Origin of the sequence: Dietzia lutea (genome assembly GCF_003096075.1) — a bacterium.
In the GTDB taxonomy this organism is placed as follows: Bacteria; Actinomycetota; Actinomycetes; order Mycobacteriales; family Mycobacteriaceae; genus Dietzia; species Dietzia lutea.
Genome location: NZ_CP015449.1, coordinates 2,410,075 through 2,435,636, shown reverse-complemented (window position 1 = coordinate 2,435,636; position 25,562 = coordinate 2,410,075). Strand labels below are relative to the sequence as shown.

Here is a 25,562-nt window from a genome sequence, read left to right as displayed (position 1 = left end):
TGAATGTCCAGCAAACTCATGACCGCGGCGGAGGCTGTCGCGGACATCCCCGACGGGGCGTCGATCGCCGCCGGCGGGTTCGGCCTCTGCGGGATCCCGCAGATCGTGATCGAGGCGCTCGCCGCGCGCGACGTGGGGGACTTCGAGGTGTTCTCCAACAATGCCGGCGTCGACGGCAAGGGTCTGGGGATCCTGCTGGAGACCGGCAAACTGCGGCGCATCGTCTCCTCCTACGTGGGGGAGAACAAGGAGTTCGCCCGGCAGTACCTGTCCGGGGAGCTCGAGGTGGAGCTCACCCCGCAGGGCACGTTGGCCGAGCGGATGCGGGCCGGGGGTTCGGGGATCGGGGCGTTCTATACACGCACTGGCGTGGGCACGTTCGTCGCCGACGGCGGCATGCCGTGGAAGTACGACTCGACCGGCGGCGTGGCGGTGGCCTCCCCGCCCAAGGAGACCCGCGAGATCCGCGGCGAGACGTACGTGCTCGAGCAGGCGATCGAGGCGGACTACTCGCTGGTGCGGGCCGCGGTGGCCGATCGCAGCGGCAACCTCCGGTTCAACCTCACCGCCCGCAACTTCTCGCCGCTGGCCGCGATGGCCGGGCGCGTGTGCATCGTCGAGGCCGAGGAGGTCGTCGAGGTCGGCGAGCTCGCGCCCGACGACATCCACCTGCCCGGGATCTTCGTTCACCGGCTGGTCGAGCTGACCACGGAGCAGGTCGCGCAGACCAAGTGGATCGAGAAGATGACCACCAACCCGCCCTCGGAAGGACAGCGCTGATGAGCACCTCCGCCACGCCGGAGTCCACCCCCGCCCGGCTGGGCCGGGACCGCAAGGCCATGGCCGCCCGCGCGGCCCTGGAGCTGGAGGACGGCCAGTACGTCAACCTCGGGATCGGCCTGCCGACCCTGGTGCCCAACTACGTGCCCGAGGGGGTGACCGTGACCCTGCAGTCCGAGAACGGTCTGCTGGGCATCGGGCCGTACCCGCACCCCGACCACGTCGACCCGGATCTCATCAACGCCGGCAAGGAGACCGTGACGACCCTGCCCGGGTCGGCGATCTTCGACTCCGCGACGAGCTTCGGCATGATCCGCTCCGGCAAGATCGACGTCGCGATCCTCGGGGCGATGGAGGTCAACCCGGCCGGAGACATCGCGAACTGGATGGTGCCCGGGGCGATGGTCAAGGGGATGGGTGGCGCGATGGACCTCGTGGTGGGCGCGCGCCGCATCGTCGTGGTCATGGACCAGGTCGCCAAGAACGGCTCGTCGAAGATCGTCTCCGAGATCACCCTCCCGCTCACCGGCTTGGGCTGCGTCGACCGGATCATCACCGAGCTCGGCGTCTTCGACCGCGACGCCGACGGGCTCACGCTCATCGAACTGGTCGACGGCGTGACCCTCGAGCAGATCACCGCCGCCACAGACGCCCCGTTCCGGGTGGCCGACCACCTGAAGTGACGACGCCACCGCACCGGCCACCGCACACAGGGCCCCCGCCCGGACGTGCCCCACGCGGCCACAGCGCCCCCGGACTGTGGACCACACCGGTCCGCGGCCGGGCGGCGCTGTCGGCGTTGGCGTGGGTCCTCGGGTACGTGGTGGCCCTCGTCGTCGTCATCCTCGGACTCCTCGCCGTGCGGACGGCGGGCGCCGGCCGCCCCGAGCCCGCGACCCTCGTGCTTGTCGTCCTGGCCGGAACCGCGGTGGCCGCGCTCGGCGCGGTGTGGGTCCACCTCCTGCGGCGACGCGGCCTCGGCTGGGCGGACGTGGGCCTGCGGCGGCCGGACCGCTCGCCGTGGCACCTGGCGTGGCAGATCCCCGCGGTGATGGCCGCCGGCGTCGCCGCGTCGATGCTCGTACTCCTCCCGCTCGGCGCCGGGCCCGACGAGCCGGATGATCCCGGCGGCGAGGCGATCGCCGACGTCATCGCCGGCGGGCCGGTGTTCGCGGTGCTCGGGCTGCTCACCGTGGCCGTACTGGTGCCCGCCGCGGAGGAGGTCGTGTTCCGCGGCGTCGTGCTGCCCGCCGTGCGCGCGAGGCTGCGGGCCGGCGCCGGCATCACGCTCGCCGGGGCGGTCTTCGCGGTCGTGCACATGGTGCCGCCCGCGCTGCCGTACCTGCTCGTCGTGGGGATCTCCCTGTGCGCGATGGCGGAGTGGTACCGCTCGATCGTGCCCGGGATGGTGCTGCACGGCGTGAACAACGCGATCGTGTTCGCCGGGGTGCTGGCCGCGGCCGGCGCCGGCTGACGCCCGCCTGGTCGCGCATGGTCGAGCGGTTCCGCCTGGTTCCGCTGGCCGCGCCGGAAGCCCCTGGTCGCGGCGGGGGCCGTCAGGCCAGGAGCGCGGAGACCAGCAGCAGGACGGGCAGGGCGCCGAGGGTCGTGAGCACCGCGGAGTCGCGGGCCAGCAGTGTCCCGTGGCCGTAGCGGGTGGCCACCACCAGCACGTTCTGTGCGGTGGGCAGCGCGGCCGCGACGACGACGGTGAGGAGTTCGTGATCGCGCATGCCCAGCATCCAGGCGCCGATCGCGTACGCCAGCACCGGGTGGGCGATGAGCTTGAGCGCGCTCGCGAGGAAGATCTCCCGGCGCGGGGAGGCGCCGGCCTCGAGCACCTTGACGCCGTAGAGCGACATCCCGAACACCAGGAGCGCGCCGGGTACCGAGATCTGGCCGACGAGGTGCACCGGCTCGAGTAGGGAATCGGACGGCGTCCAGGGCAGCGCGGCGACGACGACGCCGGCGAGCGCGGCCAAGACGATGGGCGTCCGCACCGACTGTAGGAGAGAGCCCAGGGCGCCGCCTCCGCTGTCCGCGCCCTCCGCGCGCGCGGCCCGCTCCAGCACCGCGATGGCGACGGGCTGGAGGACCACCACCTGGAAGAGAAGCAGCGGCATGACGAAGCCCAGGTCGCCGAGGACGTACAGGGCGATCGGGATGCCGAGGTTTGCCGAGTTGACGTAGCCGGCGGACAGCGCGCCCACCACCAGGTCGGCGGCCGGGCGTCTCAGCCAGAGCCGGGCGATCGCCATATAGAGGACGGCGATGATGATCGCCGACACCGCGGACACCACGAACACGCCGGTGAAGACCTGGTCGAGAGTGGTGCGGGCGAGGGAGTCGAACAACAGCGCCGGCGTCGCCACGAAGAAGACGAGTCGGTTGAGCACCAGGCGCGCGTCCGTGCCGAGGACGAGGGTCCGGGCGAGCAGCCAGCCCAGCGCGACGAGCGCGACGATGACGGCGAAGCCGTTGAGGACGCCGGCCACTGGCGGACTCCTGGATCAGGGAGAGGGGCGGTAACGCCGATCGGGGTCGTGCACTCCTACTCGAAGAGGAGACACGACCCCGATCGGGTTGCTGTTGTCCGGTCGGCGGCTAGACGCCGCGGGCGGGACGGGCGGTTCGGTTCGACCGCGCCGAGCGGTGACTCAGCGGCTGGTGAACGGCAGCAGGGCCATCTCGCGGGCGTTCTTGACCGCCACGGCGACCTGACGCTGCTGCTGCGGCGTGAGGCCGGTGACGCGGCGCGAACGGATCTTGCCGCGGTCGGAGATGAACGTGCGGAGGGTGTTGACGTCCTTGTAGTCGACCGTCTCGATACCCGCGACCTTCAGCGGGTTCTTCTTGGGTCGACGGCCCTCCTGGGCACGGATCTTCTTGGACGGGGTGCTACGTGCTTTAGCCATGGTTACCTACTCACCAGCTCGACTTCGTGACACCGGGGAGCTCGCCCCGGTGGGCCATCTCGCGCATGCGGACGCGGGAGAGGCCGAACTTGCGGATGTAGCCGCGGGGGCGGCCGTCGGCGACGTCGCGGTTGCGCACCCGCACGGGCGAGGCGTCACGCGGCATCTTGTTGAGAGCGGTCTGGGCCTCGAGACGGGCCTCGTCCGTGGTCTCCGGGTTCTTGATGATTGCCTTGAGCTCGGCGCGGCGCTCGGCGAACCGGGCGACCTTGGCCTTGCGCTGCTCGTTGCGCGCGATCTTGGACTTCTTGGCCACGGGTCAGCGCTCCTCTCGGAATTCGACGTGCTTACGGACGACCGGGTCGAACTTCTTGAGGACGATGCGGTCCGGGTTGTTGCGACGGTTCTTGCGGGTCACGTAGGTGTACCCGGTACCGGCCGTGGACTTCAGCTTGATGATGGGGCGGATGTCGTTACGGGCCATCTCAGATCTTCTCCCCACGGGCACGGATGCGGGCCACGACGGCCTCGATGCCATCGCGGTCGATGGTCTTGATGCCCTTGGTCGAGACGGTCAGCGTGACGCGACGACCCTCCGAGGGCAGGAAGTAGCTACGACGCTGGATGTTCGGGTTCCAGCGACGGTTGGTCCTGCGGTGTGAGTGCGAGACGGACTTGCCGAAACCCGGCTTCCGTCCCGTTACCTGGCAATGCGCCGACATGGCGTGGTTCTCCTTCCGCCCCGTCCATAGGTGGCGCGCGGCGGGGTCCGCGTCCCGACACGGCCTGGACCGTGCGGGGGCGTACCGCCACGTCGCGAACACCGTGAGAGGCGATAGCAAACGTGCAGACAACAGCGATGGTCTAGTTTACGGTCCGACCGCGTGAAACGGTAATCGGCACGTCAGCGCCGCATTCGGCGCTCGCGGACGCCACCGCGGTCCGCTCGAATTGGGTGCCCGGCCATCCTACGGGTACGATCTTTCGATGCGTGTGCTGACACCGGAATCCCCGGTTCGGCCACTGGCACTTGCGCGTCCCCGCCGGGGCGAGCGCCAGACCCACAGACTTCTACCGAGCTAGAGGGATCCAGTATGAAGAACGACATCCACCCCGACTACCACCCGGTGGTCTTCCAGGACTCGGGCACGGGCACCAAGTTCCTCACCCGTTCCACCGCGACGAGCTCCCGCACGGTGGAGTGGGAGGACGGTCAGACGTACCCGCTCATCGTCGTGGACGTGACCAGCGAGTCGCACCCCTTCTGGACCGGTGCGCAGCGAGTCATGGACACCGCCGGCCGCGTCGAGAAGTTCCAGCGCCGCTACGGCAACCGCGCCCGTCGCGCCAAGTGAGACGCGGGGCGTCCGCGCCCCGGTACACCTCCTAGACCCCGAGGACGATAACCATGGCAGTTCCCAAGCGCCGCCTCTCGCGCGCCAACACCCACTCCCGCCGCTCCCAGTGGAAGGCCGACAACGTCGCCCTCCAGGAGACCAAGATCGACGGCCGCCCCGTGGCGCTGCCGCGTCGTCTGGTCAAGGCCGCCAAGCTCGGTCTGATCGACCTCGACCGCTGAGTCGCCCCTGAGCGCTGTCAGTCGAGTACTGCGGCGCTGACAAGCGCCGCACGCACACGCCGGTCGCGAGCCCGGCAGGTCCCCACGGACCTGCCGGGCTCGTCGGCGTAGACCCACCTGCCTGAGGCGTTCCTCAGCCGGGTTTCAGCCGGGTAGGCGAGACTTTCACCTATGAAGATCCTCGTGGTGGACGACGACCAGGCCGTACGCGAATCGCTCCGGCGCTCCCTCACGTTCAACGGGTACGACGTGGAGCTGGCGGGCGACGGGGTCGAGGCGATCGAGAGGGTCGACGCCGACCGGCCCGACGCCGTGATCCTCGACGTCATGATGCCGCGCCGCGACGGCCTCGAGGTCTGCCGCATCCTGCGTAGCCGCGGCGACGATCTGCCAGTACTGATGCTCACCGCGCGGGACGCGGTCTCCGAGCGCGTCGCCGGACTGGACGCCGGTGCCGACGACTACCTGCCCAAGCCGTTCGCGCTCGAGGAGCTCCTGGCCCGCCTCCGCGCGCTGCTGCGTCGTCGCGGCCCCGACGCCGAGGAGGTCGACGAGGTCCTCGAGTTCGAGGACCTGCGCATGGATCTGGCGACCCGTGAGGTGAGCCGGGGGGAGCGACGCATCCAGCTCACCCGCACCGAGTTCTCCCTGCTCGAGTTGCTCATGCACCACCCGCGTCGGGTGCTGACCCGCAGCCACATCCTCGAGGAGGTGTGGGGCTACGACTTCCCGACGTCGGGTAACGCGCTCGAGGTCTACATCGGCTACCTGCGCCGCAAGACGGAAGGTGAGGGCGAGAACCGGTTGATCCACACCGTCCGCGGTGTCGGATACGTGCTGCGCGAGACGCCGTAGTGCCGGCCCGCGCGATGCGGACGGGAACCGCCCCGATCTCACTGCACCAGCGGGTCACGCTGTTGGCAGCGAGCTCGGTGGGGGTCGCGGTGGCCCTGATGGCCGTCGCGGCGTACTTCGTCGTGTCGGGGTCGATGTACAGCGACGTCAACAGTCGGCTGCAGCAGCAGGCCGATCAGTTGGTGAACAGTCAGCTGGCGTCCGAATTCGCGCTGCAGTCCCGCAGCACCCTCATCGCGCTCCGCGCGTTTAACCCGAATCTGGACGCGCAGATCGTGGCGCCCTCGGGCGTACGTACCGCGACCGGCGAGCCGTTCCAGATCGGCGGGCCGGAGATCTCCGTCGTGCGCGGGGAGTCCGAATCGAGTCTTCGGACCTCGAGCGGCAAGCAGATCTATGCGGTCGGCGTCCGGGACGGGTCCACGCTCATCCTCGCTCAGGACCTCGGCCCCACCAGGGCGGCCCTCAACCGTCTGGCGATCGTGCTCACCCTGGTCGGTGCGGCCGGGATCGCGCTGGCCGCGGTGGCGGGCACCGCGGTGGGTCGGACCGGGCTCGCGCCGGTCGCCCGCCTGACCAGGGCGGTGGAGCGCATCGCCCGGACCGACGACCTGCGGCCGATCCCCGTGGCCGGTGACGACGAGATCGCACGCCTCACGAGCAGCTTCAACCAGATGCTCGTCGCGCTGGGCGAGAGCCGCGAACGCCAGGCGCGCCTCGTCGCGGACGCCGGGCACGAACTCAAGACCCCGCTCACGAGTCTCCGGACGAACGTCGAGCTGCTCATCGCCGCCAGCCGCCCGGGGGCGCCGTCGATCCCGGATGCGGACAGGCGCTCCCTCGAGGAGGACGTCGTCGGGCAGATCTCCGAGCTCAGCCAGCTGGTGGGGGATCTCGTCGAGCTCGCGCGCGAGGACTCCGGCGAGGTCGAGTTAGAGCCGGTCGCCGTATCCGAGGCCGTCGAGCGGGCGCTCGAGCGGGTGCGTCGCCGCCGGCACGACGTGGAGTTCGACGTCGAGTTGAGGCCGTGGTATTCGTACGGCGATTCGGCGGGGATCGAGCGTGCGGTGCTCAACGTGTGCGACAACGCGGCCAAATGGAGTCCGGCCGGTGGCACGGTGACCGTGCGGATGCGGCCCGTGTCCGACGCGGTGATGGAGCTGACGGTGTCAGATGAGGGCCCCGGTATCCCCGAAGAGGACAGGGAGCTCGTGTTCGAGAGGTTCCACCGGTCCCGCGAGGCCCGCGGCATGCCGGGGTCCGGTCTCGGTCTCGCGATCGTCCGACAGGTGACGACCCGGCACGGCGGTACCGTCGAGATCGGTGACGCCGAGGGCGGTGGCGCGCAGGTGCGCCTCACCATCCCGGGTAGCGAGCAGTTCCCCAACTGATCGCCGGGTGCCCCCGGGGGTGCCTGGCCAGTTCCGGTCGGGTTTCAGCCGGCACACAGCGCGGTCAGGGACGATGGGGCCATGGAGAACGAGAACGGTCGGGGCCCGGGCGACCGGGGACCCGGAGACGAATGGGCCGCCGGACCGGGCGCGGGCCTCGGCGGATCCCCGCAGCATCCGGCAGGACAGAACCCCTATGGGGGTCGCGACCCGTATGCCGGTCGGTACCCCTACGGTGAGCAGCGTGCGGCCGCGCCCGGCGGACCGGCTGGCCCGGGTGCCCCCGCGGGTCCGGGTCGGCCCGCTCAGGGGTGGGGCGACGACGGCCGCGCCACCACGGCGTTTCCCCCGCAGCAGCACCCGGGCCAGGCCGGCCCCGCGGGACCGGGAGCGACGACGGGCACGCCCTTCCAGGGCGGGCCGGGGCACATCGGAGGCGAGCCCGGGTCGACGTCGCGCAAGACCGGCAAGGGACTTGTCGTGGCCGGCATCGTGGCCGCCATGCTCGTCTCGGGCGGACTGGGCGGGTGGATCGGCGCGACGGTGGCAGGTGGATCGGGTGAGGGCCTGTCCTCACCGATCAGCGCCACCCAGCCGGTGGGGCAGGCGCCGGACGGCACGGTCGAGGCGGTCGCCGACAAGGTGCTGCCGAGCGTCGTCTCGATCGACGTGCGCGCCCAGACCGGGCGAGGCGAGGGGTCCGGGGTCGTGCTCACGGCGGACGGGCTCATCATCACCAACAACCACGTCATCGCGATGGCTACCGTCGGCGGCACTATCCAGGTGCGCTTCGATGACGGCTCCAAGGCACCCGCGAGCATCGTGGGTACCGACCCCGCGACGGACATCGCGGTCATCAGAGCCGAGGCGCCCCGCCCGCTGACGCCGGTCGCGCTCGGCACGTCCGCCAACCTGAACGAGGGCCAGGCCGTGGCCGCCATCGGCTCGCCGCTCGGGCTGTCCGGGACGGTCACGACCGGTATCGTCTCGGCGCTGGAGCGCCCGGTGCGTGCCGGTGGTGCGCAGTCCGATCAGAGCACGGTGATCGACGCGATCCAGACCGACGCCGCGGTGAACCCCGGCAACTCCGGTGGCGCCCTGGTGAACATGAACGGCGAGCTGATCGGCATCAACTCGGCCATCGCGTCGCTGGGCTCGGGCAACTCGGGGTCGATCGGGCTGGGATTCGCGATCCCGGTGGACCAGGCCCGCCGGATCGCCGATCAGATCATCAAGCAGGGGTTCGCCACCCGGGCGGTGCTCGGCGTTACGGTGAGCGACTCCCCGGCCGGAGACGGCGCGCTGGTGCGCTCGGTCGAGCCCGGCGGCCCGGCTGACCGCGCGGGCATCGAGGAGGGCGCCATCGTCACCCGGGTAGGCGAGCGGCTCATCGAGAACGGTGACGCGCTCGTCGCGGCGATCCGGTCCCGCGCTCCGGGGGAGACGGTGTCCGTCACCTATGCTTCTCGTGAGGGCGAACCGCCGAACACCGTCGACGTTGCACTGGGAGAGGCCAGATGAGCACCAGATTCGATCCGAGGGCCCTGCCCGGAGGCCGCAAGCTTCCCACGCACGTGGACTTCGACCCGACGGCCGTAGAGCCGCCGGAGCCGGCGATCGCCGGCCGCGCGATGGTCGTGGTGGTCACGGACCGGATGCCGGAGCGGGAGGACTTCATCGGCCCGCTGGTCACCGAGCTCCTCGAGGAGGAGGGCTTCCTCGTGGGCGGCGTCGTCGGGGTGGCGGCCGACGAGTCGGAGATCCGCAAGGCGCTCGAGACCGCGGTCGTCGGCGGGTTCGACTTCGTCGTCACCATCGGCGGGACCGGCGTCGGCCCCCGCGACATCACGCCGGAGGTCACCGAGGAGATCCTCGACCAGCGACTGCCCGGTATCGCCGAGGCCATCCGCTCGTCCGGCCTCACCGCGGGTGCCGTCGATTCGATCGTCTCCCGCGGGCACGTGGGGGTCTCCGGCAGCACGGTGGTCGCGAACCTCGCGCCGAGCCGGGCCGCCATCCGCGACGGGATGGCCACGCTGTGCCCGCTCGTGTCGTACGTGGTCGCGCAGCTGTCGGGCTTCGACGGTCTGTGATCGGCTCGCGGGACACCGACGACGATCGGCGGACCGGCCCCCGGGGGACCACCCACAACGGGGCCGACCGCCGCGCCGCGGACCGCAAGCGCATCGACGAGGTGTTCGGCGAGACGCTGCCGGAGACCACTTCCGACGAGGCGCGCGGCAGGGACACCCGGCTCGGGGACGACTGGTGGCGCGAGCAACGCCCACCCCACCACGACTGAGCCCACCCCGCCACCATGACTGAGCCCGTCCCGCTGACGGCGCACGTCCGCCCCGGGGAGCTGCCAGCACACCGCCCGAGCGACGCCGTCAGGACTCGCTGGCTGGATTCTCGGGGTCGGAGGGGTGCGCGAGCGGCCGCCCGGCGAGCAGGTCGCGGATCTCCACGAGGAGTTCGTTGTCCGTGGCGGGGGCCTCGATGCCCTTCCGACTGGCGGCGGCTTCCTTCATCTTGTTCATCGGCCCCACCAGCACGAAGTAGATGATGGCGGCGATGAGCAGGAAGTTGATGACCGCCGAGATGAGACTCCCGAAGTCCATCAGCGTCTCGGGGTTGTTCTGCAGGAGCTGGACGGCGAAGCCGATCTCCTTGTCGCCGCCGAGCAGGGCGATGAGCGGGTTGATGATCGCGCTGGTGAACGCGTCGACGATCGATGCGAAGGCGGTGCCGATCACGACGGCCACGGCCAGGTCGATCACGTTGCCCTGCATGATGAAATCCCGGAAACCCTTGAGCATCGCCCGCCCCTGTCAGCTGTAGTCACCGCGCTGCCGAATCGGCACGGACGATATCAGCAGGACACGCCGCCGCGGAATACCCGCGCTCGGCCGCTCAGCCGTGCACGACGACGGCCAGTGGGCTAGTGGCGGCCGTCGCGGCGAGGTGGGCGGCTAGGTCCTCGGGGACCTCGACCAGCACGGATCGGGCACCCGAACGCCCGGCAGGGGTGTCGCGTACCCGGGCTGCACGCGCGACGACGAGATCGCCGGCGGCGCCGTGCCCGGCGGCATCCGCGTCGCCGTGCTCGGAAGCGTCCGCGGCAGGGCGCTGGGCCGCCTGCCCGCCGAAGTCGCTGGTACCCGGGACGGCCCCGGCGTCGATCGTGGAGACGAGGTCGACGAGGTCGCCGGGCTGCAGGAGGTCGGCCACGGCGGGATCGGCGAGGGCGATGGGCACCACCCGCACGGGTCGTGCCGCGCCGCCGTCGGGGGCGGCGGTCACAGAGGCCGCGGCGTCGGGCGGGGGACCGGTGGTCTCCGCGGGATCGGACCGGCCGACGAACGGTGCTGCCACCACGAGCGCGGCCGCAAGCGCCATCCGAGCTGTGCGTCGCCGCCGCCACCGCCCGGGCGTGGTCACCGAGGCGATGGTGCGGCGCATGGGGTCCCCCGTCGGTCGGCGCGCCCGCGGCGCGATCAGCGATGCCGCCGTCGCCCGGCGGTGTCGGTCAGACCGTAGCCGCACGCTCCGGGCGACGGCTGCGCCGCGAGCGCCCACACGAGAGACCTGTGGAGGCGGACGGGGATGTGGAGAGACGCCGAGTCACGGCCGTCGGGCAGGGGGAGCCGCCGGGCCCGGACGTGGGGCCGGGGGCGCGGCGGGGTCCCGGGCGCGGGACATGGTGAACGCAGCCGCTCCCCGCCATGGCGTCTCGCACACCCCGAAGAGCGGGCGAGACGCCATGCCCAGGAGCGGCTGCGTTCCGAGTGCTCAGGCGCGGGAGCGAGGCGCCAGGCGCGGGAGCGACTGCGAGCAGGGGTGGGGAGGTCGACTACGAGGTCGGTTACGACGACGAGGACGACGACGAGCTGGACGAGCCCGAGGACGAGCCGGCACCGGCGGTCGCGCTCGAGCCCGAACCGGACCCTGATCCCGAGGACCCGGTGGACGAGGAACCGCCGCTCGACGAGCCGTTCGAGGAGCTGCCGTTCGAGGAGCCGCCCGAGGAACCGGACCCGGACGAACCCGAGCCGGACGAGCCGCCCTCGCCGGCGCCGCGACTATCCGTGCGGTAGAAGCCGGAGCCCTTGAAGACGACACCGACCGTGTTGAAGAGCTTGCGCAGGCCGCCGTCGCACTGCGGGCAGACCGTCAGCGAGTCCTCGTCGAAGGACTGCTGGATGTCGAAGGCGACGCCACAGTCGCGGCACCGGTAGGAGTAGGTGGGCATCTGGCCTCCCGAGACGTATCGGATTGTGATTGGCACTCTACTCCGGCGAGTGCCAAGTTCCGAAGTCGAGAACCCCGTCCGGCGTGATGGCGCCGTGCACGGGCCGGTCGTGGGCCTCGGCGGGGATGTGCTCGAGGACGTTCTCCGTGTCGGCCAGCGCGAGGAGTCGGGTGCGGGGCCCGACGAGTGCGAGCGAGCGGTCGTAGTAGCCGCCGCCCCGCCCGAGCCGCGTCCCGGAACGGTCGACGGCCACGGCCGGCACCAGTACGAGGTCGGCGTCGGCGATGAGTTCCGGGTCCCCCGGCGGCGCTGACGGCACGAGGATGCCGAACCGGCCCCGAACCAGATCCGCCGGCCCGGCGTACGCAGCCCACTCCACCGGGCCGCGCGCCGGGGAGACGGGCAATAGTACCCGCGCACCGCGGCGCGCCAGCTCCTCCGGCAGACCCCGCCCGCCGGCCTCGTCGTCGTCGGGCACGTACGCACAGACGACCATCCCCGCGGTGACGATCCCCGCCAGGTGGTCGAGGATGGCCCGGTCACGCCGGACGCGCACCGGCGCGGGCACGGCGGCGCGGCGCGCGAGGACCTCCCGGCGCAACCGTGCCTTCACGGCCGCGTCGGCGGTGGGCCCCGCGCCGACGTCGGGCTCGTCCTGCGGCATGAGCCACAGTCTGCCGCGCGTGGCGTCACCCGTGGGTGCCGGGTACGCGGTCTAAGGTGGTCGCCATGACGTCCGACACCTCACCCGCGCCGCAGTTCCGGACCGCCGTCGTCCCGGCGGCCGGTCTCGGGACCCGGTTCCTGCCCGCCACCAAGACGGTGCCCAAGGAGCTCCTGCCCGTCGTGGACACGCCGGGGATCGAGCTCATCGCCGAGGAGGCCACCGAGGCGGGGGCCGGGCGGCTCGCGATCGTCACTTCCGAGCGCAAGGTCGGCGTGATGGCGCACTTCGCCGAGGACTCCGTCCTCGAGGGCACGCTCGAGGACCGCGGCAAGGACGTCCTGCTACACAAGGTCCAGCGCGCGCCCGGGCTCATCGAGGTCGTCGACGTCCGTCAGGACGAGCCCCTGGGCCTGGGGCACGCGATCGCGCAGGTCGAGTCGGTGCTCGGCGCCGAGGAGCAGGCCGTGGCGGTGCTGCTGCCGGACGACCTGGTGCTGCCGTTCGGGATCCTCGGCCAGATGAACGCCGTCCGCGCCGAGCGCGGCGGCAGCGTGCTGTGCGCGTTCGAGGTGGACCCGGACAACGTCTCCTCCTACGGCGTGTTCGAGGTGGAGGACACCGACGACCCGTCGGTGAAGAAGGTGCTCGGCATGGTCGAGAAGCCGGCCGCCGAGGACGCGCCCTCCAACCTCGCCGCGGCCGGGCGGTACGTGCTCGACCGCGCGATCTTCGACGCGCTGCGTCGCACCGAGCCGGGCGCCGGCGGGGAGATCCAGATTACCGACGCGATCGACCTGCTCATCGACGAGGGGCACCCCGTGCACGTGGTGGTCCACGACGGCACCCGCCACGACCTGGGCAACCCGGGCGGCTACATCAAGGCGTGCGTGGACTTCGCGCTGGACAACCCGGCGTACGCGGACGACCTCCGCGAGTGGCTCGCGGGCCGACTGGGGGCGTAACCCCTTTTCCACTGGTGAGGCGGGTCCGCTCGCGCGGGCGGTGACGGGTACGGGAAAGGAGCACCTGGTGCGCTCCGTCGAGGAACAGCTGGCTCTGGTGACGGCGGCCGCGGTCGCCCCGCGTCCCGTGCGCGTGGCGATCTCCGAGGCGCAGGGTCTGCTGTGCGCCGAGGAGGTCGTGGCCGAGCGCCCGCTCCCGTCGTTCGACCAGGCCGCGATCGACGGTTATGCGGTGCGCAGCGTCGACGTCCGGCCCGACGGCCCTGGCGACCGGGGCGGTGACGCGCCGGACGGCCCCGTGGCCCTGCCCGTGGTCGGTCAGATCACCGCCGGCTCCCGCCAGCCCATCCGGCTGCAGCCCGGTCAGACCGTGCGCGTCGACACCGGCGCGCCGCTGCCGACTCTCGCCGACGCGGTCCTGCCGATCGGCTGGGCCACCCCCGACGGCCGGCAGATCGTCCCGACCCGCACCGTCCGCACCGGTGACTACGTCCGCCGCATCGGCGACGACGTCCAACCCGGCGACGTGGCCGTCCGCGCCGGCAGCATCATCGGTCCCGCCCAGGTCGGCCTTCTCGCCTCCGTCGGCCGCGCCAAGGTGCTCGTGCACCCCAAGCCGCGCATGTCGGTCATCTCCGTGGGCGACGAACTCGTGGACGTCGACGGCCGGCCCGGCATCGGGCAGGTCTACGACGTCAACTCCTACGCCCTCACCGCCGCCGGGCGTGACGCCGGTGCCGACGTCCACCGGGTGGGCATCGCCAGCACCGAGCCGTCACGACTGCGCGAGGTGCTGGAGGGTCAGCTCGTCCGCAGTGAACTCGTCGTGGTCTCCGGCGCCGCCGGCGGAGAGGCCACCACCCGGATCCGCCAGGTCATGGCCGAGCTCGGGCAGATCGAGGTGAACCGGGTCGCCATGCACCCCGGGTCGGTGCAGGGCTTCGGCCGGCTCGGTCGCGACGAGGTCCCCACCTTCCTGCTGCCGTCCAACCCGGTGAGCGCGCTGGTGGTGTTCGAGATCATGGTGCGGCCCCTCATCCGCATCGCGCTGGGCAAGCGCCAGCCCATGCGCCGCACCGTCCGCGCCCGCACGGTCGCCCCCATCTCGTCGGTCGAGGGGCGTCGCGGCTACCTGCGCGGGCAGCTCATGCGCGACACGGACACCGGTGAGTACCTGGTCCGCGCACTCGGCGGCGCGCAGGGGGCGTCGACCCACCTGCTCGCGTCGCTCGCGGAGGCCAACTGCCTCGTCGTGATCGATCCGGGCGTCACCGCCGTGAGGGCGGGTGACGAGGTCGACGTGATGTTCCTCGCCCAGCGGGGGTGAACCGGGGCGTGAGCGGCGTGTGGGACGTGTTGACCGCCGACACGGCGGCCCATCCCGGGTGGCCCCTCGAGGCCGGGCCGCTGCGCGTGCCCGCGGGCGTCGTCACCCTGCGGCCGGTCCGCCGACGGGACGCGCGCGCCTGGTCGGCGCTGCGTCTGTTCGAGCGGGATTACCTCGAACCGTGGGAGCCGACCGTCGAGGGCCGGTGGCACGAGAACAACTCGGCGCGCGCCTGGCCGCCCATCCACGCCCAGCTCCGGCGCTACGCCCGCGCCGGGGCGACCCTGCCCGCCGCCATCGAACTCGACGGCCGCTTCTGCGGCCAGCTCACCGTGGGCGGCATCACCCGGGGTGCCCTGCACTCCGGCTGGATCGGGTACTGGGTCGGCCGCCCGTTCGTCGGCGGCGGGGTGGCCACCGCCGCGCTGGCGCTCGGCGTGGACCACGCCCTCGGCCCGGGTGCCCTCCACCGCGTGGAGGCGACCGTCCGGCCGGAGAACACGGCCAGCCGCGTGGTGCTCGAGAGGTGTGGGTTCCGCGAGGAGGGGCTGCTGCGGCGCTACCTCCACGTGGACGGTGCGTGGCGCGATCACCTCCTGGTCGCCCGCACCCGCGAGGAGCACGGTCGGGGCGCGGCGGCGGCGCTCGTCCAGGCCGGCCGGGCCCGGCGCGTCTGAGGATGTCCTGAGCATCGTGACCTGCGGCGCGCCGCCGCTTCACCGGGCTCGCGCGCCGTTACGGTTGGAGCCTCACCACGACGTCCCGAGTCGGGGTAGACGCTCGAGGAGGCCTGATCGATGTCGAGCTCGCTGCTGATCATCCTGCTGGTGGTGGTCTGGCTGTTCGTCCTCGCGCCGATGCTCATCCGGTCGCGCAATCCCATCCGCCGCACCGGTGACGCGCTGGCACAGACGCGCACGCTGTACTCCGGCGGCTCCGGCCGCCTGGTGCCCAGTCGTGGGCGCGCCGCGGCCGATCCCGTGCAGGTCGAGTCCGAGGAGTCGGTCTTCGGGTTGCCCACCGGGGCGGGCGCGACGGACGCCGAGCTGCTCGACACCGAGACGTGGGAGCACCTGCTCGAGCAGACCCTGCGCCGCGAGGCGGCCGGCCGCCGTGGCGAGGCCGTGCGCCGCGCCATGGAGGAGCGGCGCGCCGCCGCGGCCGGGGGCGAGCGTGTCCACGGCGACGAGCAGGCCTCGGAGGAGATCACCTCCGAGATCCCGGCGGTCGTGGTGGCGGACGAGCGCGACTCGGTGCGCGCGGTGGACTCCGTGTCGGAGCGGAGCGCGTCGGCCGTGGCCGCCGAGGTCGGTGACGTGCGTGTGGATGACGCCGGCGTGGACGCGGACGAGGACGCGCGCCGGCCGGTGGTCGTCGACGGCGAGCTGGTCGAACGCTCCGCGGGGGAGCGGTCGGCCGGGCCCACGGGTCATGCCGAGGACGCGGCGGGCATCGACGAGGAGGCCGTGCTCACCCATCGGGGTCGTCGGCGTCCGGCCGAGCCCGAGGTGGAGCTCACCGACGCCGATCTGGACTTCGCCGAGCGGCGTCGTGGGCGCGGGGCCTATGACCCGATGGCGGACCGGCAGGCCGCCGAGCAGCGCGCGCACGCCCGGCAGCGCACGGCCCTCATCCTCGTGGGCCTCTCGGTGGTCGCCGTGGTCCTGGCACTGCTCACCGTCCCGGCCGTGTGGTGGTTCGCCGGCGGTTCGGTCCTGCTGCTCGCGGCGTACCTCACCTACCTGCGTCGCCAGGTGAAGCTGGAGGAGAGCCTGCGCCGCCGTCGCGTCGAGCGCATGCGTCGCGCACGGCTGGGCGTGGAGTCCCGCGAGGACGACGAGCTGTCGATCGTGCCGCCGCGGCTGCGCCGGCCCGGCGCGGTGGTGCTGGAGGTCGACGACGAGGACCCCGCCTTCGACGGGCTCGACACCTACCACGAGGACCTGGACACCGACCCCGGTCGCCACGATCAGCGGCGTCATCATCGCGAGCCGCTGCGGCGCGCGGTGGGCTGATCAGACCCCCGATTTGGTCGGCTGCCCGACCATGCTGGTAAGGTGTTCCACGCTGCTCGAGAGGGCGGCACAGCCTCTCGGAAGAGGGGCGTCGCGGCCCGCGAGGGCGGCGAGGGGCTATAGCGCAGTTGGTAGCGCGTCTCGTTCGCATCGAGAAGGTCAGGGGTTCGATTCCCCTTAGCTCCACCCACGATCCGCAAGGACAGAGGCCGTTTCCGCTCAGGCGGGGACGGCCTTTCCGCTATCCGGGGAGGTGCGGGAGTGGCACGTCGAGATGACAGGGTGACCGCCCGGGCGGCGCCGGTCCGCGCACGGTTCTCGGCGGACCCCGCGGACGTCCTGGCACTCGCCGCAGACCCCGCACGGTGGCGCGAATGGGCGGGCCCGCTCCCGATCTGGCACGTGCACCGGCATCTCGGCCGGGCCACGGTCCGGGCGCTTGCCGACGGCGGCGGAGAACTCGAGTGGAGCCTGCCTGCGCGGCCCGCCTCTGCGCTCCCACGGACGGTTCTACGGGCCGGCCTTTCACTGTTCGCGCGGCGGCTCGTCACCGAGGCCGACCGGCGGATCGCCGTCACCCGCCGGCCCAGCCTGCCGTCACATTTCCAGCGCGCCGGTCTGCAGCTGGTCGTCCGGCCCGTGCTGACCATCGCGCCCTTCGACGAGAAGTGGATCCGGGTGCTGCGGGCGGTCGCGACGACCGCGTCCAGGGCGACGGGGTCGCGCCGGGGGACGAGGCCCGCGCACGGTGCGCCGGTGCCGGGTCTGTGGATCGACGGGGAGGCCGACGCGCCCGGCCTGCTCGTGCTGCACGGGGGCGGTTATGTCGCCGGCTCGTCGGACACGCACGCCACCATGGCGAAGGCGCTGGCGCGCCTCGCCGGGACGACCACGTACGTGCCCGACTATCGGCTGGCGCCCGAGCACCGGTACCCGGCCGCGCTCGACGACGCGGAGGCCGCGTTCAGCCACCTCGCCGAGTACGTCGGCGGCGCCGAGAGGGTCGTGATCGCCGGCGACTCGGCCGGCGGTGGCCTCGCCCTGGGATTGCTCGACCGTCTGCGCCGGCGCGGCGAACGACCGGCGGCCCTGGCCCTGATCAGCCCGTGGGTCGACCTCACCGAGCCCCTCGGCGGGGAGCGATCCGGCGGCGCCCTCGATCCGCTCATGCCCCCGTCCATCGCCGCCGACTGCCGCGACGCCTACGCGGGCGACACCCCTGTCGACGACCCTGGGATCTCCCCGGCCCGCCGACCGCTCGACGCGGCCGCACCGCCGGTCGCGATCGTCTGCGGGGGAGACGACTTCGTGGTCGACGACGTCCGCGCCTTCGTCGACGCGAGCACCGCGCGGGGCGCGACCGTCGACCTGCGGGTGTGGCCCGGGATGGTCCACTGCTTCCCCGTGGTCGCCGGGACGCCCGAGGGCGCGTCGGCGCTCGCGGTGCTGGCCGAACACATCGCGGCCGCCCTGCGGAGTCCCCGAGGGGAGTAGGCCCCGCCGGCCCCACCGAGGGCGACCGGAGCGCGCGGGGGCCGGCCCGTAGACTTCTCGCGGCGACCCGGCCGGGTCGGGGAGGGGAGGCGCGCCGATGCCGGGTACCTCGGGCAGATGGCTGTACCTGGCTGCAGCGATCGTCTGCGAGGTCGCGGGGTCGCTCGCGCTCAAGGGCGCGCTGTACCGGCCCGCGCTCTACGTCGTGGTGGTGATCGGCTACCTCGGGGCCTTCGCGTTCCTCGCCCGCACGCTGAAGGCCGGACTGCCGCTGGGCGTGGCCTACGGCATCTGGGGAGCCACCGGCGTCGCGCTCACCGCGGGCCTGTCCGCGCTGATCTTCGCCGAGCCACTGACCCCGCTGATGGGGGCCGGTATCGCGGTCATCATCGCCGGCGTCCTGTGCGTCGAACTCGGATCCCAGCGCGCTCGCGCCCGAGCGGCAGGGGCCGCGTGATGGCGTGGGGTTACCTCGTCGTCGCCATCTGTTGTGAGCTCGCGGCGACCCTCTCCCTCCGCAAGGCCGTCGACGACGCGCGGTGGTACGCCGCCGTCGTGCCCGGGTACCTGGTGGCCTTCGTGTTCCTGTCCCTCACCCTGGCCGCCGGCATGCCGCTCGGCGTGGCCTACGGCATCTGGACCGCCGCCGGTGTCGCCCTGGCCGCGGTGTTCAGCCGCCTGCTGTTCCGCGAGCCGCTCACGCCGATGATGGGTGCAGGGATCGTCCTCATCGCCTGCGGCGTGCTCCTCGTCGAGCTCGGAGCGGGCGTCTAGCGTCGGTTAGGAGACCCTATACCCCGCAGGTAGGCGGGGTGGGCGCCCGACACCCGCCGAGAAACATGCACACGCTGTGCATAAGCGCAGGCCAACGCCGAGACAGCGCTGCTAGAACGGGTTACAGTTTGCGCATGACTCTCGCGCCCGGAACGCCCGCCCCCGACGTCTTCAGCCCCGGCAGGATCGGCAACGTGACGCTGCGGAACCGCATCGTCAAGGCCGCCACCTTCGAGGGCCGGTGTCCCCGTGGGCGGATCACCGACGAGCTCATCGAGTTCCACACCGAGTACGCCCGCGGCGGGGTCGGCATGACGACCGTGGCGTACCTCGCGACGTCCCCCGAGGGACGCACCGACAAGCACCAGTACCACTGGGGCATGGACGACGGCGGGATGCTGCGCAAGCTCACCGACTCGGTCCACAACGAGGGCGCCGCGATCTCCGCCCAGGTCGGCCACGCCGGCGCCGTCGCCAACGGTGCCTCCAACGGAATGACCCCGCTCGGTCCGTCGCGCATCCCCGCGCCCACCGGCCTGGCCATCACCAAGGCGTGCACCCCGGCCGACATCGACCGGATCGTCGAGGACCACGTCCGTGCCGCGCGTGGCGCCTACGAGGCCGGCTTCGACGCCATCGAGGTGCACTTCGGTCACAATTACCTCGTCAGCGAGTTCCTCAGCCCGAGACTCAACCGCCGCAAGGACTCCTACGGCGGGTCGCTGGAGAACCGCGCCCGCTTTGCCCGCCGTATCGGCCGCGCCATCCGCGACGCCATGGGCGACAAGATCGCCGTGACGATGAAGCTCAACATGGACGACGGTGTGCCCGGCGGCTTCTGGATCGACGAGGCGCGGCAGGTCGCCAGGTGGCTGGAACAGGACGGCTCGGCCGACGCGTTGGTGATGACCGTCGGCAGCTCCCTGCTCAACCCCATCTACCTGTTCAAGGGCGACGCGCCGCTCGAGGAGTTCGCCGCCACCCAGCCCCCCGTGATCAAGATGGGCATGAAGGTCGTCGGACCGAAGATGTTCAAGGAGTACCCCTACACCGACGCGTACATGTTCGACGACGCCCGCCAGATCCGCGAGGCCGTCGACCTGCCGATGATGCTGCTCGGCGGCATCGTCGACCGGCCGTCCATCGACAAGGCGATGAACGCGGGGTTCGAGTTCGTCGCCATGGGCCGCGGCCTGCTGCGCGAGCCCGACTTCCCCAACAAGCTCAGGGAGGACGAGCGTCGTCGCTCGCTGTGTGTCCACTGCAACCGGTGCATGGCCACCATCTACAGCGGGAGCCGATGCGTACTGCGCGAGTACGTGCCTCCGATCCCGCCGCGCGGCGGCCACGACACGCTCCAGGCGACCAGCCTCACGCCGCAGGTCTGAGAGAGCAGGTCCGAGGAAGGGGACGCGCCCGACCGACACCGCCTCGGCGGCACCCGCGGGCCGCTACGGTGAGCACATCAGGCGGTCCGCTGCCGACGACGCGGGCCGGGACAGGGGAGCAGATGTCGAGGCGACGCATCAGGGAGTACCGGAGCAAGGTCTGCGTGGTGACAGGCGCGGCCAGCGGGATCGGCCGGTCGACGGCGATCCGACTCGCCCGTGAGGGGGCCCGGCTCGTCCTCACCGACCGTGACGCCGACGGACTGGCCTCGGCCGAGCAGTCCTGCCGGGACGCGGGTGCGCCCGTCCTGGCCGGCGAGGCGCTCGACATCACCGACCACGACGCCGTCCTCGGCTTCGGCGAACGGGTCATCGCCGCGCACGGGGCCCCCGACGCGGTCTTCCACGTGGCGGGCAACTCGGCCTGGGGGCGACCCGACCTGCTCGAGCACCGCGTGTGGAGGTCGATGGTCGAGGTCAACCTCATGGGCACCGTCCACGTCGTGGAGGCGTTCGTGCCGGCCATGATGACGGCCGGCAAGCCCTCGGCCCTCGCCCTGGTCTCCTCGGCCGCCGGACTGCTCGGCCTGCCGTGGCACGCCGCCTACAGCGCCGCCAAGTTCGGCATCCGCGGGATCGCCGAGGTCCTGCGCTTCGACCTGGCGCCCTACGACATCGGGGTCCACCTGGTCTGCCCCGGCGGCGTCAATACCCCTCTGGTCGAGACTATCGAGATCGCGGGCGTCGACCGCTCGATGCCGGAGGTCGCCAGGACCGTGGACCAGTTCCGGCGTCACGCCGTCACCCCGGACGAGGCCGCCGAGAAGATGCTCGAGGGGGTGCGCAAGGGCCGCTACATCGTCTACACCTCGCCGGACGTCCGCCTGGGATTCGCGGCGCAGAGGCTCGCCCCGCCGCTGTACAACCTGGCGATGACGCTGCTCAACCGCCGGATCACCAAGGTCGGACAGGGCATCCTCCCGTGAGGGGGATGGAGACCCTCCGGGACGTCGCCATCCTGCTGGCCCGCGTGGGTATCGGCGTGGTGTTCGTCGCGCACGGGTGGCAGAAGTTCTTCACCCTCGGTCTGGCGCGGGTGGGGGAGCAGTTCGCGGGCTACGGCATTCCGCAGCCGGAGGTGACCGCCGCGATCGTCGCCGGGGTCGAACTCGTGGCCGGGGTCGCCCTCGTCGCAGGACTGCTCACCCCGCTCGCCGGGATCCTCCTCGGCGTGGACATGGCCGGCGCCCTGTACTTCGTGCACGCCACCCACGGCCCGTTCGTCACGCAGAACGGCTGGGAGCTCGTCGTGGCCCTCGGCGTTGGGGCGCCGCTCATCGCGGCCGTCGGCGCCGGGAGGTTCAGTATCGACAGGGTGCTGGGCGGCTGACACCGGCGGCGGGGCACCCCGCGCCGCCGGCGACGCCGCAGCCGTAGGGGTCGCTCAGCGGCGCCTCACTCGGCCGCCATCGCCCGCATCGCGGAGACCGGCAGGCCCTCCGGGTAGGGCGCGTCGATCCCGGCCTCGTCGAAGGCATTGCGGATCCGGCGGCGCAGCTCCCGCTCGGTGGCCCACTGCGCGTTGGCCTGCGTCACGGCGGTCATCCGCAGCGACCAGAAGTCCGCGTCCAGCGCGTTGACGCCCTGCAGTTCCGGCCCGGAGATGAGGTTCGAGGCGATGGGCTCCTCGGCCGCCGCCTGCTTGGCGGTCTCGATCGCCACGGTGCACGCCCGGTCGACGTCGGCGGTGTAGGACACCGGGATCTCGAGGAACGCCACGCCGAAGTCCTGGCTGTAGTTGCCGACGCGGGCGATGTCGCCGTTGCGGCAGTACCACAGCGTGCCGTGCAGGTCGCGCAGCGAGGTGATGCGCAGGCCGACGTGCTCGACGGTGCCCTCAGCCACGCCGAGGTCCACCCAGTCGCCGACGCCGTACTGGTCCTCGAAGAGCATGAACAGCCCGGACAGGAAGTCGCGGACGAGGGTCTGGGCGCCGAAGCCCAGCGCGACGCCCACGATCCCCGCGGAGGCGATGAACGGCGCGACGTTGACGCCGAGGATGGCCAGGGTCTGCAGGACCACCCAGACGAGCACGACGAACGACACGAGCGACTTGAGCACCGAGCCGATGGTCGCCATCCGCTGGGCCCGCCGCTGCGCGCGGCGCTGTTCGGCGCGCACGTGCTCGGCGTCGCGGCGGCGGTCGTGCTTCTTCAGCCGCGCGGCGGTGAGGCCGCCGCTCTCGTCCGCGCTCACGTCACCGTCGTCGCCGTCCGGGTCGTGCACCGACCCGGACGCCTCGTCGCGCCGGTCGGTCCTCTCCTGGCGGCGTCGCCGCCACGCGGAGACCGACCCGTCCTTGGACGGGGTGGTGACCCGGTCGATGCCGCGGTGCAGCAGCCAGCGCACCACCAGGGCCAGCACGATGTAGATGGCGATCGTGACGGGTTTCTCGACCAGCCACTGCTGGGTCACGTCGCTCATCGGGAGATCGGCGAAGGGAATGGGTAGCTCGTTCACCTCCGCGACGCTACTGACGGCCCGGGGGGCCCGTCACCACGAAACGGGGGCCCGGGCGCGATGCACAGCCGCCGCTCAGGGCGGCCCCGGCGGGTAGAGGCGGCCGGTCAGCGCCAGGACGGCAACCAGAGCTGGTGGTTCCACTCGGCCTGCGTGATCGGCAATCCGGCGAGGATCGGCAACATGTAGATGAAGTTCACGATCACCAGCGCGAGGTACACGCTCACGATCCCGCGCCCGATGAGCCGCCGCCGGCGGGAGTCGGTGGCCTTGCCGGCGATCTCGCCGAGCACCAGCGCGATGAGCATGACGAAGAACGGCACCATGACGGAGGAGTAGAAGAAGTACATCTGCCGGTCGTGCTGGAAGAACCAGGGCAGGTACCCGGCCATGTAGCCGACCAGCGGGAAGGCGTAGCGCCCATCGCGGGAGACGACGGCGCGCCAGAACGCCCACGCCAGCACCGGGATCGCCAGCCACCAGATCGCGGGCGTGCCGATCAGCATGATCGCGCGGACACACGTGGTCTCGCCGCACCCGGCCACGCCCTCGCCCTGCTCGACGTAGTAGAGCATGGGCCGGAGGCTCATGGGCCAGGTCCACGGCTTGGACTCCCAGGGGTGCCGGTTGCCGGCGGAGGTGGTCAGCGAGGAGTGGAAGTCCAGAACCGACGACTGGTAGTACAGCCACGACTGCAGCGCGTCGGGCAGCCAGGTGTCGGCGACCTTCTCGGGGACGGCGTGCCGGTACACGGAGTTCTCGCCGGCGAACCACGGGAGCCACGTGAACAGGTGCAGGATCGCGGGCCAGATCACCAGGGCGAGGAAGGCGGGCACCGCGTCACGCAGCAGCGCGCCGGCGAGCGGGCGGCGGATGCCGTAGCGGCTGCGCAGGGCCCAGTCCCAGGCGACGGTCATGAGGCCGAAGAAGGCAATGAAGTACAGGCCGGACCACTTCACGCCGAGCGCGAGGCCGAGCATTACGCCGGCGGTGAACCGCCACCAGCGGAACCCGAGGCGGGGGCCGAGTTCGGAGAGGTGGAGCCGCCCCTCGAGGACGGCGCGGTGCATGCGGCCGCGCATCTGGTCGCGGTCCACCAGCAGCGCGCCGGCGGCGGCCACGACGAAGAGCACCTGGTAGATGTCCAGCATGCCGATGCGGGAGGTCACGAAGGTGACGCCGTCGAGGCACAGCAGGAGGCCGGCGACGAAGCCGAGCTGGGTCGAGCGGGTCAGCCGCCGGGTGATGCGCATGACCATGAGCACCACCAGCACCCCCGCCAGCGCGGCGGTGAACCGCCAGCCCATGGGGGTGTAGTCGAAGAGCAGTCCGCCGAGGGACTGGATCTGCTTGGCGACTGGCGGGTGGACGACGAGCCCGTAGGCGGGGTTCTCCTCGATGCCCAGCTGGGCGATGTTGTACGACTGCGGCGCGTAGTGCTTCTCGTCGAAGACCGGGGTGCCCTTGTCGGTGGCCGAGGCCAGTCCCCAGAACCGCGAGGCGAATGCCAGAACCAGGATGACGCCGGTGGCGATCCAGTCGCGGGCCGTGTCGACCGGGCCGGTGTCGGGGGCGGGCAGCGGACGTCCGGGGGACCGCACGCCGGGGGTCGAGGTCACGAGCCGAGCATAGTGTGGCCCCCGCGCCGCCAGGGGACACGCCTCACCCTGCGGATAGGGTGGTCGGCATGACGTCCGGACGTGTCGTGTTGGCGGCCACCCCCATCGGGAACCCGGGTGACGCCTCGGATCGCCTGCGTGACGTGCTGGCCACGGCGGACATCGTGGCGGCGGAGGACACCCGCCGCCTGCGGTCGCTGGCGACGGCCCTGGAGGTCACCATCCGGGGCCGGGTGATGAGCTTCTTCGAGCACAACGAGGCGGGCCGCGTGCCCCAGCTGATCGACCGCGTGCGCGCGGGCGACGTGGTGGCGGTGGTGACGGACGCCGGGATGCCGGCGGTGTCGGACCCGGGGTACTCGCTGGTGGTGGCGTGCATCGAGGCGGGCCTTCCGGTGACGTGCCTGCCGGGTCCGTCGGCGGTGACCACGGCGCTGGTGCTCAGCGGACTGCCGGTCGACCGCTTCTGCTTTGACGGGTTCCCGCCGCGGCGGGCCGGCCGGCGCCGGACGTGGTTGGCACGGCTGGCGACGGAGGAGCGCACGTGCGTGTTCTTCGAGTCCCCGCACCGGCTGGCCGACACCCTGGCCGAGGCCGCGCGTTCGCTCGGCCCGGACCGTCGGGCGGCGGTGTGCCGCGAGCTGACCAAGACCTACGAGGAGGTCCTGCGGGGCACGCTCGGTGAGCTCGCCGAGGTCACGGCGTCCGGCGTGCTGGGGGAGATCGTCGTGGTGGTGGCCGGGGCGGACGCGGCCGACTCCGCCGCGACGCTCGAGGACCTGGTGGAGATCGTCGAGGAGCGCGTGGAGGCGGGGGAGCGGCTCAAGGACGCGTGCGCGGCGGTGTCCGAGGGCTCGCCGGTGACCAGGCGGGAGCTGTACCAGGCCGTCCTCGACGCGCGCGGCTGACGGCGCCCCCACGCCACTGAAGGGCTGAGCAGACGGCCAGCGCGAGTCCGCCCGGTCGCGCTGCCTGTTTGTCCTGTGCTGGCCGAATGGACCCGTCGCGCAGCGCACCCCGGCCC

At 72.1% G+C, this 25,562-nt stretch carries 32 protein-coding genes and 1 tRNA gene; 22 read left to right on the top strand and 11 right to left on the bottom strand.

Going from position 1 to position 25,562, the window contains the following annotated elements; translation table 11 throughout:
- Positions 1–3: 3 nt before the first annotated feature.
- From A6035_RS11100 to A6035_RS11090, 3 genes are all read left to right on the top strand, one after another.
- Positions 4–780 carry a CoA transferase subunit A gene (locus A6035_RS11100; RefSeq protein ID WP_108847833.1) on the top strand — a complete coding sequence of 259 codons (777 nt, stop codon included), beginning with the start codon at positions 4–6 and terminating at the stop codon, positions 778–780.
- Positions 780–1,463: a 3-oxoacid CoA-transferase subunit B gene (locus A6035_RS11095; protein WP_108847832.1), complete on the top strand. Its 684-nt coding sequence runs from the start codon at positions 780–782 to the stop codon at positions 1,461–1,463. Before A6035_RS11100 ends, A6035_RS11095 begins: the two co-directional genes overlap by 1 nt.
- A gap of 116 nt (positions 1,464–1,579) precedes the next feature.
- The gene (locus tag A6035_RS11090) at positions 1,580–2,254 is read left to right on the top strand and encodes a CPBP family intramembrane glutamic endopeptidase (protein WP_108847831.1); all 675 of its coding nucleotides are present in this window, start codon (positions 1,580–1,582) and stop codon (positions 2,252–2,254) included.
- Between the two features lie 82 nt (positions 2,255–2,336).
- On the opposite strand, the gene A6035_RS11085 is transcribed toward A6035_RS11090, so the two are convergent.
- From A6035_RS11085 to rpmB, 5 genes are all read right to left on the bottom strand, one after another.
- The gene (locus A6035_RS11085) at positions 2,337–3,275 is read right to left on the bottom strand and encodes an AEC family transporter (RefSeq protein WP_108847830.1); all 939 of its coding nucleotides are present in this window, start codon (positions 3,273–3,275) and stop codon (positions 2,337–2,339) included.
- Positions 3,276–3,437: 162 nt separating this feature from the next.
- Entirely contained in the window at positions 3,438–3,695 is a 258-nt protein-coding gene (rpsR, locus tag A6035_RS11080; protein ID WP_007632792.1) for a 30S ribosomal protein S18, read from the bottom strand.
- Between the two features lie 10 nt (positions 3,696–3,705).
- Positions 3,706–4,011, bottom strand: a complete 306-nt coding sequence (gene rpsN / locus A6035_RS11075) for a 30S ribosomal protein S14 (RefSeq protein ID WP_007632790.1) — start codon at positions 4,009–4,011, stop codon at positions 3,706–3,708.
- Positions 4,012–4,014: 3 nt separating this feature from the next.
- Complete coding sequence (gene rpmG, locus A6035_RS11070) at positions 4,015–4,179, bottom strand: 50S ribosomal protein L33 (protein ID WP_007632789.1); 165 nt, start codon at positions 4,177–4,179, stop codon at positions 4,015–4,017.
- A gap of 1 nt (position 4,180) precedes the next feature.
- Positions 4,181–4,417 carry a 50S ribosomal protein L28 gene (gene rpmB, locus A6035_RS11065; protein WP_007632788.1) on the bottom strand — a complete coding sequence of 79 codons (237 nt, stop codon included), beginning with the start codon at positions 4,415–4,417 and terminating at the stop codon, positions 4,181–4,183.
- 372 nt (positions 4,418–4,789) lie between these two features.
- Here rpmB and A6035_RS11060 point away from each other — a divergent pair, with 372 nt between their 5' ends.
- The 7 genes from A6035_RS11060 (at position 4,790) to A6035_RS11030 (ending at position 9,822) form a co-directional block, all read left to right on the top strand.
- Positions 4,790–5,050, top strand: a complete 261-nt coding sequence (locus A6035_RS11060; RefSeq protein WP_007632787.1) for a type B 50S ribosomal protein L31 — start codon at positions 4,790–4,792, stop codon at positions 5,048–5,050.
- 53 nt (positions 5,051–5,103) lie between these two features.
- Positions 5,104–5,274, top strand: a complete 171-nt coding sequence (gene rpmF, locus A6035_RS11055) for a 50S ribosomal protein L32 (RefSeq protein WP_007632786.1) — start codon at positions 5,104–5,106, stop codon at positions 5,272–5,274.
- A 171-nt stretch (positions 5,275–5,445) separates the two neighbouring features.
- Positions 5,446–6,129 carry a response regulator transcription factor gene (locus tag A6035_RS11050; protein WP_108847829.1) on the top strand — a complete coding sequence of 228 codons (684 nt, stop codon included), beginning with the start codon at positions 5,446–5,448 and terminating at the stop codon, positions 6,127–6,129.
- 14 nt (positions 6,130–6,143) lie between these two features.
- Positions 6,144–7,520, top strand: a complete 1,377-nt coding sequence (locus A6035_RS11045) for a HAMP domain-containing sensor histidine kinase (protein ID WP_235026808.1) — start codon at positions 6,144–6,146, stop codon at positions 7,518–7,520.
- A gap of 81 nt (positions 7,521–7,601) precedes the next feature.
- Positions 7,602–9,041: a S1C family serine protease gene (locus A6035_RS11040; protein WP_108847827.1), complete on the top strand. Its 1,440-nt coding sequence runs from the start codon at positions 7,602–7,604 to the stop codon at positions 9,039–9,041.
- Positions 9,038–9,613 (top strand): MogA/MoaB family molybdenum cofactor biosynthesis protein, encoded by a 576-nt coding sequence (locus A6035_RS11035; RefSeq protein ID WP_108847826.1) that lies wholly within the window; start codon positions 9,038–9,040, stop codon positions 9,611–9,613. The genes A6035_RS11040 and A6035_RS11035 overlap by 4 nt, the downstream gene beginning before the upstream one ends.
- Positions 9,610–9,822 (top strand): hypothetical protein, encoded by a 213-nt coding sequence (locus A6035_RS11030; RefSeq protein ID WP_108847825.1) that lies wholly within the window; start codon positions 9,610–9,612, stop codon positions 9,820–9,822. Before A6035_RS11035 ends, A6035_RS11030 begins: the two co-directional genes overlap by 4 nt.
- An 88-nt stretch (positions 9,823–9,910) precedes the next feature.
- Here the strand turns inward: A6035_RS11030 and mscL are convergent, their stop codons facing one another.
- The 4 genes from mscL to A6035_RS11010 form a co-directional block, all read right to left on the bottom strand.
- A complete protein-coding gene (gene mscL / locus A6035_RS11025) occupies positions 9,911–10,339 on the bottom strand; it encodes a large conductance mechanosensitive channel protein MscL (protein ID WP_108847824.1) in 429 nt (142 codons plus the stop codon).
- Positions 10,340–10,433: 94 nt separating this feature from the next.
- Positions 10,434–10,982: a hypothetical protein gene (locus tag A6035_RS11020; RefSeq protein WP_108847823.1), complete on the bottom strand. Its 549-nt coding sequence runs from the start codon at positions 10,980–10,982 to the stop codon at positions 10,434–10,436.
- A gap of 403 nt (positions 10,983–11,385) precedes the next feature.
- Positions 11,386–11,772 (bottom strand): FmdB family zinc ribbon protein, encoded by a 387-nt coding sequence (locus tag A6035_RS11015; protein ID WP_108847822.1) that lies wholly within the window; start codon positions 11,770–11,772, stop codon positions 11,386–11,388.
- Positions 11,773–11,809: 37 nt separating this feature from the next.
- Complete coding sequence (locus A6035_RS11010; protein WP_108847821.1) at positions 11,810–12,436, bottom strand: 5-formyltetrahydrofolate cyclo-ligase; 627 nt, start codon at positions 12,434–12,436, stop codon at positions 11,810–11,812.
- A gap of 65 nt (positions 12,437–12,501) precedes the next feature.
- Here A6035_RS11010 and A6035_RS11005 point away from each other — a divergent pair, with 65 nt between their 5' ends.
- From A6035_RS11005 to A6035_RS10955, 11 genes are all read left to right on the top strand, one after another.
- Positions 12,502–13,401, top strand: a complete 900-nt coding sequence (locus A6035_RS11005) for a UTP--glucose-1-phosphate uridylyltransferase (RefSeq protein ID WP_108847820.1) — start codon at positions 12,502–12,504, stop codon at positions 13,399–13,401.
- A gap of 67 nt (positions 13,402–13,468) precedes the next feature.
- On the top strand, positions 13,469–14,728 hold the full coding sequence (gene glp / locus A6035_RS11000) for a molybdotransferase-like divisome protein Glp (protein WP_108847819.1): 1,260 nt from the start codon (positions 13,469–13,471) through the stop codon (positions 14,726–14,728).
- An 8-nt stretch (positions 14,729–14,736) separates the two neighbouring features.
- Positions 14,737–15,405, top strand: a complete 669-nt coding sequence (locus tag A6035_RS10995; RefSeq protein ID WP_425267502.1) for a GNAT family N-acetyltransferase — start codon at positions 14,737–14,739, stop codon at positions 15,403–15,405.
- Positions 15,406–15,525: 120 nt separating this feature from the next.
- Entirely contained in the window at positions 15,526–16,743 is a 1,218-nt protein-coding gene (sepX, locus tag A6035_RS10990) for a divisome protein SepX/GlpR (RefSeq protein ID WP_108847818.1), read from the top strand.
- 113 nt (positions 16,744–16,856) lie between these two features.
- A tRNA-Ala gene (locus A6035_RS10985) sits at positions 16,857–16,929 on the top strand.
- A 75-nt stretch (positions 16,930–17,004) separates the two neighbouring features.
- Positions 17,005–18,237, top strand: coding sequence for an alpha/beta hydrolase fold domain-containing protein (locus tag A6035_RS10980; RefSeq protein ID WP_162533995.1), 1,233 nt, complete (start codon positions 17,005–17,007; stop codon positions 18,235–18,237).
- Positions 18,238–18,334: 97 nt separating this feature from the next.
- Positions 18,335–18,694 carry a DMT family transporter gene (locus tag A6035_RS10975; protein ID WP_108847816.1) on the top strand — a complete coding sequence of 120 codons (360 nt, stop codon included), beginning with the start codon at positions 18,335–18,337 and terminating at the stop codon, positions 18,692–18,694.
- On the top strand, positions 18,694–19,011 hold the full coding sequence (locus tag A6035_RS10970) for a DMT family transporter (RefSeq protein ID WP_108847815.1): 318 nt from the start codon (positions 18,694–18,696) through the stop codon (positions 19,009–19,011). The genes A6035_RS10975 and A6035_RS10970 overlap by 1 nt, the downstream gene beginning before the upstream one ends.
- A gap of 134 nt (positions 19,012–19,145) precedes the next feature.
- Positions 19,146–20,399: an NADH:flavin oxidoreductase gene (locus A6035_RS10965; protein ID WP_108847814.1), complete on the top strand. Its 1,254-nt coding sequence runs from the start codon at positions 19,146–19,148 to the stop codon at positions 20,397–20,399.
- A 122-nt stretch (positions 20,400–20,521) separates the two neighbouring features.
- The gene (locus A6035_RS10960) at positions 20,522–21,385 is read left to right on the top strand and encodes an SDR family oxidoreductase (RefSeq protein WP_108847813.1); all 864 of its coding nucleotides are present in this window, start codon (positions 20,522–20,524) and stop codon (positions 21,383–21,385) included.
- Positions 21,386–21,390: 5 nt separating this feature from the next.
- Entirely contained in the window at positions 21,391–21,789 is a 399-nt protein-coding gene (locus A6035_RS10955) for a DoxX family protein (protein WP_108847812.1), read from the top strand.
- A gap of 65 nt (positions 21,790–21,854) precedes the next feature.
- Here the strand turns inward: A6035_RS10955 and A6035_RS10950 are convergent, their stop codons facing one another.
- Together A6035_RS10950 and A6035_RS10945 are read right to left on the bottom strand one after the other, a co-directional pair.
- Entirely contained in the window at positions 21,855–22,883 is a 1,029-nt protein-coding gene (locus tag A6035_RS10950) for a mechanosensitive ion channel family protein (RefSeq protein ID WP_162534031.1), read from the bottom strand.
- Between the two features lie 143 nt (positions 22,884–23,026).
- Positions 23,027–24,538 carry a dolichyl-phosphate-mannose--protein mannosyltransferase gene (locus tag A6035_RS10945; protein WP_108847810.1) on the bottom strand — a complete coding sequence of 504 codons (1,512 nt, stop codon included), beginning with the start codon at positions 24,536–24,538 and terminating at the stop codon, positions 23,027–23,029.
- Between the two features lie 68 nt (positions 24,539–24,606).
- Here A6035_RS10945 and rsmI point away from each other — a divergent pair, with 68 nt between their 5' ends.
- Complete coding sequence (gene rsmI / locus A6035_RS10940; protein ID WP_108849236.1) at positions 24,607–25,446, top strand: 16S rRNA (cytidine(1402)-2'-O)-methyltransferase; 840 nt, start codon at positions 24,607–24,609, stop codon at positions 25,444–25,446.
- Positions 25,447–25,562 lie beyond the last annotated feature (116 nt).